The sequence below is a fragment of the Paramesorhizobium deserti genome (assembly GCF_001558695.1).
GTDB classification, from domain to species: Bacteria; Pseudomonadota; Alphaproteobacteria; order Rhizobiales; family Rhizobiaceae; genus Paramesorhizobium; species Paramesorhizobium deserti.
The window spans coordinates 196,949-212,354 of record NZ_LNTU01000038.1; the positions used below are offsets into that span (position 1 = coordinate 196,949).

At 58.8% G+C, this 15,406-nt stretch carries 17 protein-coding genes; 4 read left to right on the forward strand and 13 right to left on the reverse strand.

What is annotated here, in order from left to right:
- Nucleotides 1–18: 18 nt before the first annotated feature.
- From ATN84_RS21955 to ATN84_RS21990, 8 genes are all read right to left on the reverse strand, one after another.
- On the reverse strand, nucleotides 19–1,143 hold the full coding sequence (locus ATN84_RS21955; protein WP_068884641.1) for an NAD(P)/FAD-dependent oxidoreductase: 1,125 nt from the start codon (nucleotides 1,141–1,143) through the stop codon (nucleotides 19–21).
- A complete protein-coding gene (locus tag ATN84_RS21960) occupies nucleotides 1,143–2,552 on the reverse strand; it encodes an FAD/NAD(P)-dependent oxidoreductase (RefSeq protein WP_068884642.1) in 1,410 nt (469 codons plus the stop codon). Before ATN84_RS21960 ends, ATN84_RS21955 begins: the two co-directional genes overlap by 1 nt.
- Entirely contained in the window at nucleotides 2,549–2,845 is a 297-nt protein-coding gene (locus ATN84_RS21965) for a (2Fe-2S)-binding protein (RefSeq protein WP_068884643.1), read from the reverse strand. The genes ATN84_RS21960 and ATN84_RS21965 overlap by 4 nt, the downstream gene beginning before the upstream one ends.
- A 22-nt stretch (nucleotides 2,846–2,867) precedes the next feature.
- The gene (locus tag ATN84_RS21970; RefSeq protein WP_068884644.1) at nucleotides 2,868–4,004 is read right to left on the reverse strand and encodes an NAD(P)/FAD-dependent oxidoreductase; all 1,137 of its coding nucleotides are present in this window, start codon (nucleotides 4,002–4,004) and stop codon (nucleotides 2,868–2,870) included.
- 14 nt (nucleotides 4,005–4,018) lie between these two features.
- Entirely contained in the window at nucleotides 4,019–4,825 is an 807-nt protein-coding gene (locus tag ATN84_RS21975; protein ID WP_068884645.1) for an ABC transporter permease, read from the reverse strand.
- On the reverse strand, nucleotides 4,822–5,694 hold the full coding sequence (locus ATN84_RS21980; protein ID WP_068884646.1) for an ABC transporter permease: 873 nt from the start codon (nucleotides 5,692–5,694) through the stop codon (nucleotides 4,822–4,824). Before ATN84_RS21980 ends, ATN84_RS21975 begins: the two co-directional genes overlap by 4 nt.
- On the reverse strand, nucleotides 5,691–6,743 hold the full coding sequence (locus ATN84_RS21985; protein ID WP_068884647.1) for an ABC transporter ATP-binding protein: 1,053 nt from the start codon (nucleotides 6,741–6,743) through the stop codon (nucleotides 5,691–5,693). The genes ATN84_RS21980 and ATN84_RS21985 overlap by 4 nt, the downstream gene beginning before the upstream one ends.
- Before the next feature lie 90 nt (nucleotides 6,744–6,833).
- A complete protein-coding gene (locus ATN84_RS21990; protein WP_068884648.1) occupies nucleotides 6,834–7,871 on the reverse strand; it encodes an ABC transporter substrate-binding protein in 1,038 nt (345 codons plus the stop codon).
- A gap of 146 nt (nucleotides 7,872–8,017) precedes the next feature.
- Here ATN84_RS21990 and ATN84_RS21995 point away from each other — a divergent pair, with 146 nt between their 5' ends.
- On the forward strand, nucleotides 8,018–8,935 hold the full coding sequence (locus ATN84_RS21995; protein WP_068884649.1) for a LysR substrate-binding domain-containing protein: 918 nt from the start codon (nucleotides 8,018–8,020) through the stop codon (nucleotides 8,933–8,935).
- 40 nt (nucleotides 8,936–8,975) lie between these two features.
- On the opposite strand, the gene ATN84_RS22000 is transcribed toward ATN84_RS21995, so the two are convergent.
- Nucleotides 8,976–9,407, reverse strand: coding sequence for a VOC family protein (locus ATN84_RS22000; RefSeq protein ID WP_068884650.1), 432 nt, complete (start codon nucleotides 9,405–9,407; stop codon nucleotides 8,976–8,978).
- A 70-nt stretch (nucleotides 9,408–9,477) separates the two neighbouring features.
- Between ATN84_RS22000 and ATN84_RS22005 the strand changes: the two genes are divergently transcribed.
- Nucleotides 9,478–10,077: a TetR/AcrR family transcriptional regulator gene (locus tag ATN84_RS22005; protein ID WP_068884651.1), complete on the forward strand. Its 600-nt coding sequence runs from the start codon at nucleotides 9,478–9,480 to the stop codon at nucleotides 10,075–10,077.
- Between the two features lie 45 nt (nucleotides 10,078–10,122).
- Here ATN84_RS22005 and ATN84_RS26430 read toward each other — a convergent pair whose 3' ends face one another.
- Entirely contained in the window at nucleotides 10,123–10,347 is a 225-nt protein-coding gene (locus tag ATN84_RS26430) for a hypothetical protein (protein ID WP_082766434.1), read from the reverse strand.
- 153 nt (nucleotides 10,348–10,500) lie between these two features.
- Between ATN84_RS26430 and ATN84_RS27360 the strand changes: the two genes are divergently transcribed.
- Nucleotides 10,501–10,662, forward strand: coding sequence for a hypothetical protein (locus ATN84_RS27360; protein WP_161939610.1), 162 nt, complete (start codon nucleotides 10,501–10,503; stop codon nucleotides 10,660–10,662).
- Nucleotides 10,663–11,032: 370 nt separating this feature from the next.
- Here ATN84_RS27360 and ATN84_RS22010 read toward each other — a convergent pair whose 3' ends face one another.
- Both ATN84_RS22010 and ATN84_RS22015 read right to left on the reverse strand, forming a co-directional pair.
- Nucleotides 11,033–12,001 carry an SGNH/GDSL hydrolase family protein gene (locus ATN84_RS22010; protein ID WP_068884652.1) on the reverse strand — a complete coding sequence of 323 codons (969 nt, stop codon included), beginning with the start codon at nucleotides 11,999–12,001 and terminating at the stop codon, nucleotides 11,033–11,035.
- Nucleotides 11,994–13,262 (reverse strand): hypothetical protein, encoded by a 1,269-nt coding sequence (locus tag ATN84_RS22015; protein WP_153020339.1) that lies wholly within the window; start codon nucleotides 13,260–13,262, stop codon nucleotides 11,994–11,996. The genes ATN84_RS22010 and ATN84_RS22015 overlap by 8 nt, the downstream gene beginning before the upstream one ends.
- Before the next feature lie 464 nt (nucleotides 13,263–13,726).
- On the opposite strand from ATN84_RS22015, the gene ATN84_RS22020 reads away from it, so the two are divergent.
- Nucleotides 13,727–14,557, forward strand: a complete 831-nt coding sequence (locus ATN84_RS22020; RefSeq protein WP_068884654.1) for a Hint domain-containing protein — start codon at nucleotides 13,727–13,729, stop codon at nucleotides 14,555–14,557.
- 28 nt (nucleotides 14,558–14,585) lie between these two features.
- Here ATN84_RS22020 and ATN84_RS22025 read toward each other — a convergent pair whose 3' ends face one another.
- Nucleotides 14,586–15,374 (reverse strand): DeoR/GlpR family DNA-binding transcription regulator, encoded by a 789-nt coding sequence (locus ATN84_RS22025; protein WP_068884763.1) that lies wholly within the window; start codon nucleotides 15,372–15,374, stop codon nucleotides 14,586–14,588.
- Between the last annotated feature and the right edge of the window lie 32 nt (nucleotides 15,375–15,406).

Below are 15,406 nucleotides of genomic sequence, written 5' to 3' on the forward strand. Positions count from 1 at the left end.
CCTGTTTTTGAGCTGAAGTCAGACCGCTGAACGGCCGGTGAAACGGTCGATCGCAAGATCATTGATTGGCGTGTTCGTTTTGCCGGTGGTGATCATTTCCGCCATGACGGCCCCGGTGCCGGGACCGAGCTGGAAGCCGTGGAGCGAAAAGCCGAACTGATGGTAGAGACCTTCGTGCTTGCTGCTTCGGCTCACCACGGGAAGATCGTCCTCCATGCGGGCTTCAATGCCCGCCCAGGCGCGCACGATCGTCGCGTTGCGCATCACGGCGAAGAGCGCGAACACGGTTTCCGCGCTCTCATGCAATTTTGCCCAGTCGAGCACGGTTTCGTTGGTTTCGGGATAGGGCGTTCCGAGATGGCCGCCGCCGATCAGGACGGTTCCATTGCGGAATTGCTTGAAGGAGAGTTTGCGGCCGCGCAGAATGACCACCGGCTTGATGAAATCAGGCACGCGCGAGGTGATCATCAGCATCGGCGCGACAGCCTTCATGGGCACCGGCTCGCCAAGATCGGCGGCGATGCGTCCGGCCCAGGCGCCTGCGGCATTGACCAGGATGGGCGCCTCGAATGTCTCTCCGCCCGCATCGACACGCCATAGGCCATTCTCTTGGCGGATGTTGGTGGCGGCAACACCTTCCCGAACGGTTGCACCCAGCCGCCCCGCTTTGCGGCGGAAAGCGGTGGTGGTACGGGCCGGATTGGCGACGCCATCGCGACGCGAGACGATGCCACCGGGGCAGGTTTCGGCGACCGCCGGTACCAATCGGCGCAATTCCGCAGCACTGATCAGTTCCTCATGGGTGAAACCGTGCCGATTGAGTTCGGCCACGCGGTCGCGGCAGGCATCGAGCTCTTCCTCGTTTTCGGCCACCAACACCTGGCCGTGATTGTCGAAATCACAATCGTCGTCGAGGAGATCGCCGATATTTTCCCAGATGTCCATCGAGCGGATGGAGAGGGGGATTTCGGCAATGTGGCGGGCAAGCTGACGCACGCCGCCGGCATTGACGCCGGAGGCGTGACGCCCAGCATAGTCCTTCTCGATCAGCACCGGGCGGAGGCCGCGCAGGCAGAGATGCAAGGCTGTCGAACAGCCGTGAATACCCCCGCCTACGATGATGGCATCCGCCCGCGTGATCATCAGCGCACCACCGCCTTGGTCGCCTCGTCGGTCTTCGGCAATCGGGCGAGCTCCGAGAGCATGATCGGCTTGACCGGCGCGCGCAGGCGGTAATAGCCGATCTCCTCCGGCGTCTTGCTACGGGCTTCGGCCATGAGTTCGGTTACGGTCAGGCCGCAAAGCCGGCCCTGGCAGGGGCCCATGCCGGCGCGCCGATAGGCCTTCAGCTGGTTGGGGCCCGTCGCGCCCACCGCGACGCTGTCGCGGATATCCTGCGCCGTCACCTCCTCGCAGCGGCAGACGATGGTGTCGTCTGACGGAATGCGGAACTGTTTCGTGGGGCGAAAGAGGAGATCGAGGAAGAGGCGCCCCTTTTCCGCCTTTGCGACAGCGGTTTTCAGGTCCGCCGCGCTCGGCAGGCTTGCGCCGGCATCCGGCTTCAATGCATCGATCGCGGCACGGGCGACGACGCGTCCGCGCGCGACGGCTGCAAGTGCGCCGCCGATGCCCGCGCCGTCGCCGGCGATGTGGACGCCCGGTACGGAGGTTTCGGCTTTGCCATCCAGTTCCGGGGCCCAGCAGAGCTGAATATCGTCCCAATGGTGCTTCACCCCCGCCGACATGGCGAGATTGACATTGGGCACGACGCCTTGATGGAGGAGTAGCACATCCACCGGAACGGTCGTCTTCTTGCCCTTCGCCTCGAAGCTAAGACTCTCGACATGGCCTTCGCCCGAGGCCACGAGGCTGGTGACGCCGCTGACAACCCGCGTTTTCCTGCGGACCTCCCGCATCATGGCGAGACCCTTCAGGAAATAGGGCGAGGTGATGAAGGCCGCCGCATGGGGGAGGGCGCGACGGTAATTGCGCTTGTCGGTGGTGTCGAGCACGAGATCAATCTTGCCGCCCATCCGCAGGATTTGCGCGCTCAGGAGCCAGAGCAGCGGCCCCTGGCCGGCGATGACCGTCCTGCCTTCCGGTAGAAGTCCCGAGGATTTGAGCACGGTTTGCGCCGCGCCCGCAGTCATCACGCCCGGTAATGTCCAACCGGGGATGGGAAAGGGACGCTCCAGCGCGCCGGTTGCGATGATGACGCGCTTCGCCTTGATGAGACAGGCGCCGCCACCCACCGAAATGCCGATCTCCAGATTGCGGTCGAGGCTCCAGACCGTCGCGCCCTGCAGGATTTCCGCGCCGCTCTTGCGCAAATCCTCCACCAGCTCCTTTCCGGCCCAGTAGTCCTTGCCGAGCAGGGTCTTGTCCTGAACGGGCGTGGTGGTGATTGCCCGCCAGACCTGCCCGCCCGGACCTTGGTTTTCGTCGAGAAGGAGCGTGGAAAGACCGGCTTTCGCCGTCAGTGCGGCCGCCGCGAGGCCGGCCGGACCAGCGCCAATCACCGCCACATCATACTCATCGCGTGCTGGAGTCATCGGCCGATCTCCCTTCTGCCTTTCTGGATCTCGATTTTCATGCCTTCGCGCACCGGCACGAGGCAGCCTTGGCGGTTGCCGACGCCATCGATGGTGACGAGGCAATCGAAGCAGACGCCCATCATGCAATAGGGCAGGCGCGGCGCGCCGCTGACGGCGGTCCGGCGGCGTACATCGAGGCCCGAGGCGAGCAGCGCGGCGGCCACCGTGTCGCCTTCGCGCGCCGTGACACGTTGTCCTTCGACTGTGATCTCGACCGGTTTTCTCCGGTCCTCTTCAATGCGTTTGAACATGCAGCTTCTCCCATGCCCCGCGTCAGTAATATCCACTCGATTTGGCCTCGGACTTCTCGAAACGCTTCACCGTGAAGGCGCCGAGCCTCGTCTCGTCCAGCGCGCCGGCGGCAATCATCGGAGCGATCTCGTAGGCGTGATTGGCGGCAAGCGTCACGCCGGAATGGCAGCAGGCGACAAAGGCGCCGGGGCAGGTTTCCGATTGCTCATAGATCGGGAAACCGTCTTTCGGCATGACGCGGATGCCCGACCAGCTGCGCACCACATTGAGCCGCCCCAGAAGCGGAAACATCCGTTCCGCACGGTCGGCCATGACCGAGGTGATCCCCTTGTTGGTGACGGTATCGTCGAGGAGATCTTCCTTGCTGTCGCCGATCATCACCGTGCCCTCGTCGGTCTGCCTGATGGTCGAAACCGGATGTGGCAGGAAAGGCTGGGTGCGTTCGGTGACGATCACCTGCCCGCGGGTAGGACCCATCGGCGCTTCCAGCCCGACCATCGGCGCAAGCACCTGATTGGCATTGCCGGCGGCAAGCACGATCTTGCCGGCCGCGATATCGCCCTGCGCCGTCGTGAGACGAAACGCGCCGTTTTCATAAACGATATTGGAAACCGCGTGTTCGGGCCGGTATTCGACGCCGAAGCGGGCGAGGCCTGTATGCAGCGCGCGGAAGGTGCGCAGCGAATTCACATGACCATCGAGCGGACAGAAGCTCGCGCCTGTCACTTCTGGCCCGATATGCGGCAGCATTTGCTTCATCTGAGCGTGGTCAAGGATCTCGATCTTGTAGTCGACGCCGCCGGGCTGAGCGCGCAGTTTGCGGAAAATCTCGGCGCGGCCCTCCAGCTCCTGATCGCTGAGCGTAATGTGGAAACCGCCATTCTGCTGCAGGCAGACATCGAGCCCTGTCTGTTCCTGCAGTTCGGCCGCAAGCCTTGGCCAGCTCCGCGCGCCATGCACCGTCCATCTCGTATAGGCGGGCATGCCGAGACCCTTCGACTGCACCCAGACGAGAGCGAAATTGGCCCGCGAGGCGCGCTTGGCGATATCGCCTTCATCCAGCACGCAGACCCGCTGGCCGATGCGGCCCAGGCCCCATGCTATGGCCGAGCCGAGCAGCCCGCCGCCGACGACAGCGACGTCATATTCCCTGGACATCTTTACGTTTCTCCTTATCTGCTGCGGTCGCTATGCCCGGCGAGGACGCGATCCAGTCCGTAGATACGGTCGAGCAGGATCAGCGCGGCCATGGTGATCGCGATGACGCAGGCGGAGACAGACGTTACGAGCGGATCGATATTGTCCTGCACGTAGAGGAACATGCGTACCGGAAGCGTCTCGGTGCCGGGGGCAGCGAGGAAGATTGTCATGGTAACCTCATCGAAGGACTGGATGAAAGCGAGCGCCCAGCCGCTGACGACACCGGGCAGGATGAGCGGCAGCGTTACCCGCCGGAACAGGGTCCAGCTGCCCGCTCCGAGCGAGATTGCGGCCATCTCGACGGAGCGGTTCATGCCGGTCGCCGCCGCAAGCGTCAGGCGCAGCGCGAACGGAAAAACCAGGATGACGTGGGCGATGATCAGCGCCGTGAACGTGCCGCCGATGCCTGCCTGGGTGAAGAAGCGCAGGAAGGCGATGCCCAGCACCACATGCGGGATCATCAGCGGCGAAAGGAACAGCGCCGAAAGCGCATCGCGGCCCGGGAACTGGTAGCGCGCGATGGCGAGCGCGGCGGGTATGGCGAAGAAAAGCGCGATCAGGGAGGATGCCGCGCCGAGCCACAGGCTCACCCAGAATGCATTGATGAATTCCGGATAGCTGGCGATGGCGCGGAACCAGCGCAGCGAGAAGCCATTGACGGGCAGGGAGAGAAAGCCCTCCGGGGTGAAGGCGACAAGGCATACCACCACGATCGGCGCGAGCATGAAGATCACGAAGAGCGTGTGGAAGATAAGGGCGACCGGTCCGTTTTTGCTCATCGGAAAGCCTCCGCATAACGGCGTTCGATAAGGGCGTTGCTGCTGACGACGATCAGCACGATGGCCATCAGAAGCAACACCGCGACAGCGGCGCCGAGCGGCCAGTTCAGCGTGTTGAGAAACTCGTCATAGGCGAGCGTGGCGGCCACCTTCAGGCGTCTTCCGCCAATGATCGCGGGCGTGGCGAAGGCGCTGGCGCATAGCGAGAAGACGATGATACCGCCGGAAAGGATACCCGGCATGATCTGCGGCAGGATGATACGGCGGATGATGGTGAGCGGACCGGCGCCTAGCGACATGGCAGCATTTTCGATCTGCGGGTCCACCCTTTGCAAGGCTGCCCAGACCGAAAGCACCATGAACGGCATCATCACATGCGCAAGCGCGATAATGACACCGGTCTCGGTGAACATGAAGGGGATGGGCGTGTCGATCAGGCCGATCGACATCAGCGCCTTGTTGGCGATGCCGTTCTGTCCACCGAAGAGCAGCGCCCACCCGAGCGTGCGCGCGACGACGGAAATCAGCAGCGGCCCGAGGATGATCAGCAGAAAGATGCCTTTCCACGGCGCCCGCATGCGGTTCAGGATATAGGCTTCCGGCGCACCGCAGATCGCGGTCAGGAGCGTCGCCGCGACGGCGATGCGGAAGGTGCGCAGGAACATCTCATGGAAATAGGAATCCGACCAGATTTCCCGCCAGTTCTCGAGAATGAAGACGGGTTCGATGCCGGTATATTGTCCCCATTTGTGGAAGGAGAGCATGATCGTCATCGCGAGCGGGATCAGCACCACCGCGATGAACAGCATGAGGGCGGGCAGGAGCAGCTTCCAGGGAACGGGATATCTGGCTGGAGCGGCGGCGCTCATCGGCTTTCCCCCGCGCGACGAAGGCCCATATCGTCCTTACGCCAGATGAGAGAAACGGTTTCACCTTCTTCCGGCTGGGGTTCGCCATTGTTCTGGCGCACGACGATCGCGGGCCCGCATTCGGTCTCGCACTGGAACAGCCAGTGATTGCCCTGGAAAATACGGCTCACGACACGGCCCTTAAGGCTGTCGCTCTTTGGCGAGGCAAAGCCTACTTTCTCCGGACGCACCGTGACGGTGACCGGGCCGGACGGCCCCGCCGGCGCCTGCCATTCGCAGGAGCCGAAAATGAGCTTCTGCGCCCCGTCAGACAGGCGGATTTCAGCAGGAAATTCGTTGGTCTTGCCCAGAAACTGCGAGACGAAGGCGGAAGCCGGGCGCTCGTAGGTTTCCTGCGGCGTGCCAATCTGTTCGATGCGGCCCTTGCTCATCACCACGATACGGTCCGACAGCGCCATGGCTTCGGTCTGGTCGTGGGTGACGAGAACGGTAGTGGTCCCGAGATTGCGCTGGATCTGGCGCAATTCGATCTGCATGTCCTCGCGCAGCTTGGCGTCGAGATTGGAAAGCGGCTCGTCGAGCAGCAGAACGTCGGGCTTGATGACGAGCGCACGAGCCAGCGCCACGCGCTGCTGCTGCCCGCCGGACATGCGACGCGGATAACGGTCACCATAGCCATCGAGCCCCACCATGGCGAGTGCGTCGCGCACCTTCCCTTCCCGTTCCGCGCGGGCGATGCCACGCATCTCAAGGCCGAAGGCAATGTTTTCAGACGCCGTCATGTGCGGAAAGAGCGCATAGCTCTGGAACACGATACCGAGGCCGCGCTGCGCCGGTTTCGTGCTCAAGAGGTCGCGTCCCTCCAGATGAATGGAACCGGCGGTCGGATCCACGAAACCGGCGATCATCTGCAGCGTCGTCGTCTTGCCGCAGCCGGAAGGCCCAAGCAGCGAGATGAATTCGCCCTTTTTGACCGAAAGGGTGAAATCCTCGACGGCGATATGATCGCCAAAGCGTTTGTTGACATGGTCGAGAGCGAGAAAGGCCATGTGCAGTGCTGTTTCCCTGTAATACGAATGAACTGGAGGGCACCGGCTTGGGCAGCCGGTGCCGACGGCCCTCTTTTGAGGAAGCGGGTTTTAGCGCTCGACCTCACGGTTCCAGCGCTTGGTCCAGTCCTCGCGCTGCGGGTTGATAGCCGCCCAGTCCGGGTTGTAGAGCGCGTTGACGCGATCACCGATCGGAGCCATCTTGCCGAGACCTTCGGGGATCTCGACTTGTCTGTTGACCGGGCCGTAGCCATAGTCGCGCAAGAGGACGAGCTGCACCTTGGATTCCAGCATTGCCTTGATGAAATCCGAAGCAAGCGGCGAAGCGTCTGGCTTCTCGATCGGGCAGGCCGAAGCAAGCAGGGTCACAGCCTTTTCTTTCGGATAGACGAAATCAACGGGGAAGCCGGTATTGGCGAAGGACTGGACGCGCCCTGTCCCCCACACAGCCAGCACGGCCTGACCGGACTGGAAGAGTTCCGTCATCTTGCCGGGCGAGGGCTCGTAGGCGAGCACATTGTCGTTGACCTTTTCGGTCATCGCCTTGAAGCCCGGTTCGATATCGTTTTCGCCGCCGCCGTTCATCTTGGCGAACATCAAAAGCGTATAGAGGCCATAGGTGTTGTTGATCGGCGGGATGACGATCATGCCCTTGTATTTCGGATCCTCCAGATCGGCCCAAGAGGTGGGCGCGGCCCAACCCTGCTTCTCGAAATAATCCTTGTTATACATCAGGCCCGTGGCGACGAGGCCAATGGCGACGGCGCGATCGTCCTTGAAGCGGGCGGCATCATAGAGATCATTGGTTGCAAGCTCATCGATCGTCTTGCAAAAACCGAGCTCGATCGCCTGATACATCGGGCCGTCGTCGAGCAGCGCCACGTCGATCTGCTGATTGCCTTTCTGCGCCTGTAGCTTGGCGAGCGTATCGGTCGAATTGCCGGCGACATATTCGACCTTTACCCCATGTTTCTTTTCGAACTCCGGAATGACCTCATCGCGCATCGTCTTTTCGAACGAACCGCCATAACCCGCGACATACAGCGTCTTATCCTGAGCCGAAGCCGGTCCGAAGGTAGCCGTGAGCGCCACAACGCTCGCAGCCGCAAGAAACCCGGATAGTTTCATTGATCGTTCCTCTCATTTTTGGATCGCTGGCACGTTTTGCTTTTTAGGTTGTGCCTTCCCCTGCCTTGGAACCATTCCAAACCGTCGCTTGACCGTCAAATTCATAATGGTACGCTTTGCATAACCAAATATTATGAGGGGAAGTCATGGCGCGCGTGAATCTGCGGCAGGTGGAAGCGTTCCGGGCGGTGATGCTGTCGGGCAGCGTCACGGCGGCGGCGAGCCATATGGGCGTGACCCAGCCGGCGGTAAGCCGCATGCTTCGCGATCTGCAGAGCGCGCTCAAGATGCCGCTTTTCGAGAAGAAGGGCAGCGGCCTGGTGCCGACCGCTGCGGGAAGTGCGCTCTATACAGAGGTCGAACGATCGTTCCATGGATTGGACCGCATCGTCACAGCCGCGGAGGAAATACGTACGCGCCGTACGGGCATGTTGCGTGTCGCCGCTCTTCCGGCTTTGGCGAACGGCTTCATGCCCCGCTTTGCCGGCAAATTTCTGATGGAGCGGCCCAATCTCAATCTTTCATTGTTCGGGGTGATCTCCCCGATCGTGGTCGACTGGGTGCTCAATCTCCAATGCGACGTCGGCTTTGCCGAAGTGCCGATCGCCCATGCCGGATTGCCCATCGTGCAGATGCCCGCGCTGCCGCGGGTGGCCGTCATGCCGGAGGAGCATCGACTTGTGGAAAGAGAGATCATCACGCCGGATGATTTCGAGGGCGAAAACTTCATCTCGCTGACACCTGGCAGTTCGAGCCGGCACCTGATCGATACGATCTTCGCCAAACACAACGTATCCCGCATCCTGCGCGTGGAGACGGCGCTCTCCGAAATCATGTGCGGCATGGTGGCCTCGGGCCTGGGCGTCGCGATCTGCGATCCGTTCACGGCGGCGGAGTTCTCCGGCCGTGGCGTGGTCAGCCGGCCGTTCCTGCCCAAGATCGATTTCGATTTCGCCGCCGTGTTCCCGCCGCAACGCGGTCCTTCGCCCGTGGCCACGGATTTCGTGCAGGCCTTCGTTCAGCACGTGACGCAGAGCGCGGCCAGCGAACCTCAGCTGGCTTGATGGGGTTAATGCTTGCGGGATGGGAGAGGGGGCTCTCCCGTCATTGGTCCTGCGGCAGTGCGTCCGCGCTATATTGCGTGGCGAATTCCGCTGTGGGCGGGATCGGCCTGATGATGTCGATCAGCACGCCATTGGGGTCGGCGGTGATGAAATGCCGCTGTCCGAAAGCCTCATCACGCAGTTCCTGCAGGATCGGCAGCCCCGCGCTTTTCACCCGCTCATATTCACCGTCGACGTCATCGACCTCGAAATTGAGGATCACGCCCGAAACCTGCCCCCGCCCCGCTTCCGGAATGGTTTCGTGGTGCCCGTCAAGGATTGCGAGGTTGATGCCTTCATCCTCCCGTGATTGCAGATGCACATACCAATCGCTTTCGAACTTCGGCTCGAAGCGGAAATGGTCACGATAGAAGGCGGCCGTGGCCGCCACGTCGTCAGTCATGATCACGGGATAATAGCTGGTCGATCGCATGGGTCTTCCTTTCCAAGACAATTTCACATACAGTCTGCATGTATCTGTAGTTAACATACAGGCTGCATGTATGCAAGAGATCAAAATGCGCCGCTCCAATCGCGAGCGTTCCGAAGAGACGCGCGAAAAGCTCATCGAGGCGGCGCGGCGTCTTTTTGTGGAGAAGTCCTATGCGGAGACCGGCACGCCAGAAATTGTCGAGGCGGCTGGAGTGACGCGCGGCGCGCTCTATCACCATTTTGCGGACAAGCAGGCGCTTTTTCGCGCCGTGGCGGAGCAGGAGGCCCGACGGGTGGCGGAGGAGATCGACGCAAAGGCCAGTCCTGCGCTCGCGCCGATCGAGGCATTGATCGCGGGCGGCAATGGCTTCCTCGATGCAATGACGGTTCCCGGTCGTACGCGCCTCCTCCTGCTCGACGGGCCGGCTGTTCTGGGGCGCGTCGCCATGGACGAGATCGATAACGACCATGGAAACCGCACCTTGCGCGAGGGATTGCAGGCGGCGATGGAGGAGGGCGCCATCCGTCCCCTGCCGCTGGATGCGCTCACCACGTTGCTTGGCGCTGCCTTCGATCGCGCGGCTCTCGCGGTGGAAACGGGGGCCAATTCAGATGATCTGCGCCTGGTTCTTGCAGAAATGATCCGCGGCTTGGCGACTGTCCACGAATAGCCGGCAAAATCAGTGGCTGTCCGAAGCAAAGGTCAATGCGAGATTTCAGCGTCGCAGCTTTTTCCATAGAGACAGGGCGGCCAATATCAGGAACAGGCCGGCTGGGAGAATCCACAACGATCCGCTTGCCGTCAGGTTGGCGCCGTCTGGCGTCCCGCAACTTGATGAACTCTGGGCGATGCAGTCTCGCCAGCGCCAATAGCGTTCGTAGGAGATGTAAGCAAACAGCAGCGCAAGGAACAAATAAAAGGCAGGCTGGACGAAGCGCATTTCCAAATCCGTAGGCTGATGTGGTGAATTTGTTCGTTCGGAGCGGGTCTGAAAATGAGACGAATTTCAGATTCGGGTGATGAAAAGGGGCCAATCTCATACCCATCCCGGCCGCGCTGGAAAAGGCAGTCGCGTGGCATCTCCGGAAGAATCATGCGTCGAAAGCGCACAAGCGGTTCGGAGAACAGGGTCTGCCAGCCGAAGGACGAGACTGCGGCAAGCTATACCACTTCGGTCAATGCGAGGATCAGCGTCAGCACCAGCATTCCCGCCGCCAATCCTATCATCATGATTTCGAGGATCGACATTTTATAGCCTTCAACGTGTTGACCGCCAGAATTGGAGGCCTTTTCGAAGTAAAACTCAGATGAGATAGAAATAGAACGAATATTTTCGAATAGGGATAACCTATATTTAAAGTTATACTCTTTCGAAGTTTTGGATCGGGCCGGTGTCACATTTTTTACAGGGACAGGTGGTCGATATCAGAAGCAGCCAAGCGCATCTTTCAAAATTTGGTGCAATGGGATTGAGGAGAGGGATAATCTTCATATTGATGTCGGCCGCATGGAAGAAAGGGTAGCCGGGGTGAATTCAGATCACCCAACCTGTAGCGGGTCCGGCAGATTGCTCATAACAGCGGCGCTGATGGTGGAAACGCACAAGCGGTCTCTTGGGCGCAGGATTAGAGCCTGTTGATCGCGGCTACTATTTCCTTGCTGAGAGCCCGATTGCCAGCAGCAGTCAGGTGCGTGCCGTCAGTGTAGTAGGAATCGACGTTCGGATCGCGGAGCCACGGTTCCCATACGTCAATGAATGGTACCGCCAGTTGCTGGAGATACCTTTGAAAGCGACTGCGGTAGGGCGCGTATAACTGCAGTTCCGGATCGATCTCCGAGGTCATCTCAAACAATGTGGGCATGATCACGACGAGTGGTAACGAATTCTGTCGTCTAATCGTCGCAATCAAGTTGGCGAAATGTTGCATATTTTGCTGGAATTGCCAGTCTCGATCTGAGGGGGCGGGTTCATTTCCCTGATCTTCCAAGCCCATGAAAATCATCAGGCGTGGGATTAAAACTCTCTCAAAGAGTTCACCAATCGCACTGAAAGGCTTTTGGCTCGGCTGACCTGCGTTTACGCCCACGCCATCACCGGTGCTTGTTGGTTGAAGCAGATCCGCTGAGCCTATCTGTAAAACGGAAATTTTACTGCCAAATGTGCCGAACCGACGCACATAGGCAAATTCGTTGCCAATACCCCAAGATACGGCGGAGGCGTTCATCACTTCGACATTCTGGCCCGATCTACGAAGCGTACTTCCTACCAATTCAGAAAAGATTTGCGTTTGGTCAACACCAGTCACGCCGAATGTTATCGAGTCGCCTAAGAAAAGAATCCGCGTGACCCCATCAGCGGGATGTAAGGGTAGGTCGTTTGAGCGTTGATGAAATGCGTTTATTTTTATCCGGCCTCCGCGCCGGTACACATCCTGGTTCGCAACCATCAGATAGCCGATCTCAGGATCGGATTCGAATAGAGGCGGATTACCTAGCCCCAAAATTAAACGTAAGCTGATTTCCGCCCCTATTATCAAAGCCACTGATATAAAAATGGGAATGAGTAGGTTGCGCGTGGAAGACATCTTAACCATAATGCGGCACCGATGGCTCCACGTATGGATCAGACTTAGAACTTATTCTTGCATAATATATGGCAGGAAATAGAAATATAACCATATGAATCCACGCAATAACTATTTCATTTGTGAAATGAGTTATTACCAATATAGCGGGTACAACTGAAAGCATGTATATAATTTGACTTGTAGTGCTTCCGTTAATGGCGGAATTATATATTCCTCCAAGGAGAAATGCTATCAAGAAGAATTTAAAGGCGCCAAAATACCAAAACGACGCAAACGCATCCGCCATGCCGGTCGCTGTCGAGCCGGTCGGTGGGGTATGGTTGCCGAATATAGAGGGCAGATTTATCAAAAGAGCCCTTTTGAGATTAGCTCCTACAAGTTGCGCAGGCACATAGCTGAATATGGTTGAATTCCAGTGATGGAGACCAAAATCGAACGTTTGGCTCTGATCAACATGCTCGATGGCAATCAGTGCATTTTCCATCTCTGGTCCGCCTTCTTTCAGCAGGCGCTCCCAGTTTTCTTGCAGGTCAATATTCGAAATGGCCTTCCATCCGCTTGTGGTCTCGCCATACCAGGTCGATTTTCTATATTCCTCTGCTCCCAGCAAGCCGATCAGGCTTAGAGCAAGTCCGGCAACCACGGCAGTTCTTGGAACGGCTCGCCGCCTTTGAAACCAAAATGCAAGTGCGATAAGAATGCAGAATTCCGCCGTTTCCCCACGCCGCCCGGCAATAAAAATGCGTTCTAGATAAAAGGCGGAGTCAAACAATATGATGTAAAGTGCAAATAAAGACCTGCGATGTGCATAGCATATCAACGCCAAGGCAAAGCCATATGTAAGTAGTTTTGCAAAGAACAGGTAAGCAACGGCTCGGCCTGTCAGGATACCCCGTAGGCGTTCGTCGTCGGGCAGGCGGCCAAATTCAAAGAAGAAGTAAGCGCCAACAAGCGATAGAAATCCTGCCGCCTTCAATAAGCGATATTCGCTGAACGCGTGATCCTTCAGAGGGCTTGTTCGTAACCCAACGCTCCAGCCAATTCCACACATTGCGAGACAGATAGATGAAAACGCTAATGTTTTCGAAAGACTGGCATCCGGAATAAATCGACTATTAGCCAATCCGGGTAGCTGCGGTAGAATAAAGGTGAGGAATATTCCCGCAGCAATGAATGGATACTGGTAAAAACGTCCGCGTACGAGCAACCCGTGAAAAAGCATCCCGAGACAAAGTATTGTAAGTATCCATATAAAGAGCCAAGACATCTTCTCTCTCTGAATTTTGTTGTAAATCAGCATCGATGCGAAGATGCGTCAATTCGACCATAAGGCGTAACGGCCGCCAGGCCGTTGCGTATCAGAGTAGGCAAGGTTGGGCATCGGAACAGACCGCACAGCTTCAAACCAGTATTGCGGGTTGGCTATGCGGCAGAAGATGCCAGAATTCAGCGTTGGTATAGCGCCAGCATTTGGAAGCGGCCTTATATGGATATGCGATGTGAGCAGCAGCTAAGGCCGCTGGGAAATTCTGCAGGTCTCCTCCCTGAGATCGTCGAGGAGCATGCGGATGTGGCCCCGCCATCCTCGATAAAACTTCGCTGTCTACATCTTTCGCAGCAGTTGGTACTTCTATTTCCCCATTGTACAGACCCGAATTTCGGAAAAGCCGAAATGGGATGCTTCGCATTAGGATGGAACTCTTGTCATCGGATAGCTAATAGGAGGGCTTGATGTCACCGACGAGAGATCGGCAATTGCGGCTTAATCGGGCGAGGCGCCATTTTCTTGGTGTGGCGATCGCAACGGGTGCAAAGATTGCGGCGCTGGGCGCCGTGGCAACGACAATATCTTCCCTGCCGGCGCGTGCTCTGGGAACCAATTGGGGAAAAGATCCCGGCGGCGGTGGCGGAGCTCATTGTTTTCTTCGTGGTACCTCCATCACGACTCCCACGGGAGAGGTGCGTATCGAGGACCTCCGGACCGGTGATCTTGTTGAAACCGTGCGTGGCGGGGCAAAAGCGGTCAAATGGATCGGCCGCCAGAATTTCAGGAAAAGTGGGCCCTCCTGGCCCGAGAGCGTTGTGCCGGTCCGCATCGCGCGGCACGCGCTTGACCGGCAGACCCCGCACCGGGACCTTTATCTGTCACCCAATCACGCCCTGTTCATCGACGGCGTCCTCATTCGCGTGAAGGAACTTGTCAATGGAAGGTCGATCGTTCCGGCCCTTCCTGCGGGTCTGGAGACGATCGAATATTTCAATATCGTGTTCGATACGCATGAGGCGGTTCTGGCTGAGGGAGCGCCCGCCGAGACCTATCTCCTCGGCACCGACAACTACGAGAGCTTCACGAATTTCGTCGAATTCGAGCGCCTCTATCCGGCCGAACAGCGGCTGGCCATGGTCCCCTTCGCGCCCATCGTCGGCTATGAGGGCGGCCGCCAGCATCTGAAGGCTCTTCTTCGCCTGGGAGCATCCTGCCTGGTTCCGGTGCGTGATCCCATCCGGGAAGCCTATGAGAGAATTGCCGCTCGTGCCGAACTGTCACCGGCCGAGATCTGAGGATGGGTTCACCCGATCGAGGTGCGTTTTACAAATGCACCTCGATATTGCTTTCCTCGAGTTTCTTCAGGAGCGGTTCCTTCGGCATCTTGTCGGTGACGAGAACGTCCACGTCCCGCAATGAACCGAGCTTGACCAGCGCGCGCTTGCCGAATTTGCTGCTGTCGACGGCCAGAAGCGTTCGATCCGATTGCGCCAGCGCCGCCGAAACCGCCGCGACCTCGCCATGGTCGTCGTCGCACATATCGCCATCGTCATCGATGCCGCTCACCGAAATGATCGCGTAATCGAATTTGAACCTGCGGATATATTCCGCGGTATCCTCGCGGAATACGCCGCCATCCACCGGCCTGACAAAGCCGCCGGGAACAGCAAGCACGAAATTCGAATTCTCGCTCAGGATGGTGGCGACCCTCAAGCTGTATGTCACCACACGCAAATCACGTCTTCTGACCAGCGCATGGGCAATGGCTTCACATGTCGTGCCGGTATCGATGAAGACCGCAGCGCCATCAGGAATGATTTCGGCCACCATCGCGCCTATCCGCTCCTTCTGCGGGGCATTGTCGACGCGTCTCTGGCGATAGGTGAGGGGATCGACCGGCGTCGCGATCGCCGCTCCGCCATGCAGCCGGCGCACCTTTCCCTGTTGCTCCAGCGCCATCACATCGCGTCGCGCCGTCTGGGTGGTCACCGAAAAAAGCCGTGAGATCTCTTCGATCGAAATATAATGGTTTCGCTCGATATAGCGGAGGAGATAGGCCTGCCGATTCTCTTTCTGACCGCCGTCTCCGGCTACCGGATCGCCTGTCATCATCCCGTCCATGCCCCGTCCATTTTTTCTGAATC

Excerpts from the sequence above, each read along its gene's own strand:
- ATN84_RS22020 (WP_068884654.1), top strand. The coding sequence starts at position 13,727 with ATGTCACCGACGAGAGATCGGCAATTGCGGCTTAATCGGGCGAGGCGC.
- ATN84_RS21965 (WP_068884643.1), bottom strand. The coding sequence starts at position 2,845 with ATGTTCAAACGCATTGAAGAGGACCGGAGAAAACCGGTCGAGATCACA.
- ATN84_RS21960 (WP_068884642.1), bottom strand. The coding sequence starts at position 2,552 with ATGACTCCAGCACGCGATGAGTATGATGTGGCGGTGATTGGCGCTGGT.
- ATN84_RS27360 (WP_161939610.1), top strand. The coding sequence starts at position 10,501 with ATGCGTCGAAAGCGCACAAGCGGTTCGGAGAACAGGGTCTGCCAGCCG.
- ATN84_RS22015 (WP_153020339.1), bottom strand. The coding sequence starts at position 13,262 with ATGTCTTGGCTCTTTATATGGATACTTACAATACTTTGTCTCGGGATG.
- ATN84_RS26430 (WP_082766434.1), bottom strand. The coding sequence starts at position 10,347 with ATGCGCTTCGTCCAGCCTGCCTTTTATTTGTTCCTTGCGCTGCTGTTT.
- ATN84_RS22000 (WP_068884650.1), bottom strand. The coding sequence starts at position 9,407 with ATGCGATCGACCAGCTATTATCCCGTGATCATGACTGACGACGTGGCG.
- ATN84_RS21970 (WP_068884644.1), bottom strand. The coding sequence starts at position 4,004 with ATGTCCAGGGAATATGACGTCGCTGTCGTCGGCGGCGGGCTGCTCGGC.
- ATN84_RS21985 (WP_068884647.1), bottom strand. The coding sequence starts at position 6,743 with ATGGCCTTTCTCGCTCTCGACCATGTCAACAAACGCTTTGGCGATCAT.
- ATN84_RS21980 (WP_068884646.1), bottom strand. The coding sequence starts at position 5,694 with ATGAGCGCCGCCGCTCCAGCCAGATATCCCGTTCCCTGGAAGCTGCTC.
- ATN84_RS22010 (WP_068884652.1), bottom strand. The coding sequence starts at position 12,001 with ATGGTTAAGATGTCTTCCACGCGCAACCTACTCATTCCCATTTTTATA.
- ATN84_RS22005 (WP_068884651.1), top strand. The coding sequence starts at position 9,478 with ATGCAAGAGATCAAAATGCGCCGCTCCAATCGCGAGCGTTCCGAAGAG.
- ATN84_RS21955 (WP_068884641.1), bottom strand. The coding sequence starts at position 1,143 with ATGATCACGCGGGCGGATGCCATCATCGTAGGCGGGGGTATTCACGGC.
- ATN84_RS21975 (WP_068884645.1), bottom strand. The coding sequence starts at position 4,825 with ATGAGCAAAAACGGACCGGTCGCCCTTATCTTCCACACGCTCTTCGTG.
- ATN84_RS22025 (WP_068884763.1), bottom strand. The coding sequence starts at position 15,374 with ATGATGACAGGCGATCCGGTAGCCGGAGACGGCGGTCAGAAAGAGAAT.
- ATN84_RS21995 (WP_068884649.1), top strand. The coding sequence starts at position 8,018 with ATGGCGCGCGTGAATCTGCGGCAGGTGGAAGCGTTCCGGGCGGTGATG.
- ATN84_RS21990 (WP_068884648.1), bottom strand. The coding sequence starts at position 7,871 with ATGAAACTATCCGGGTTTCTTGCGGCTGCGAGCGTTGTGGCGCTCACG.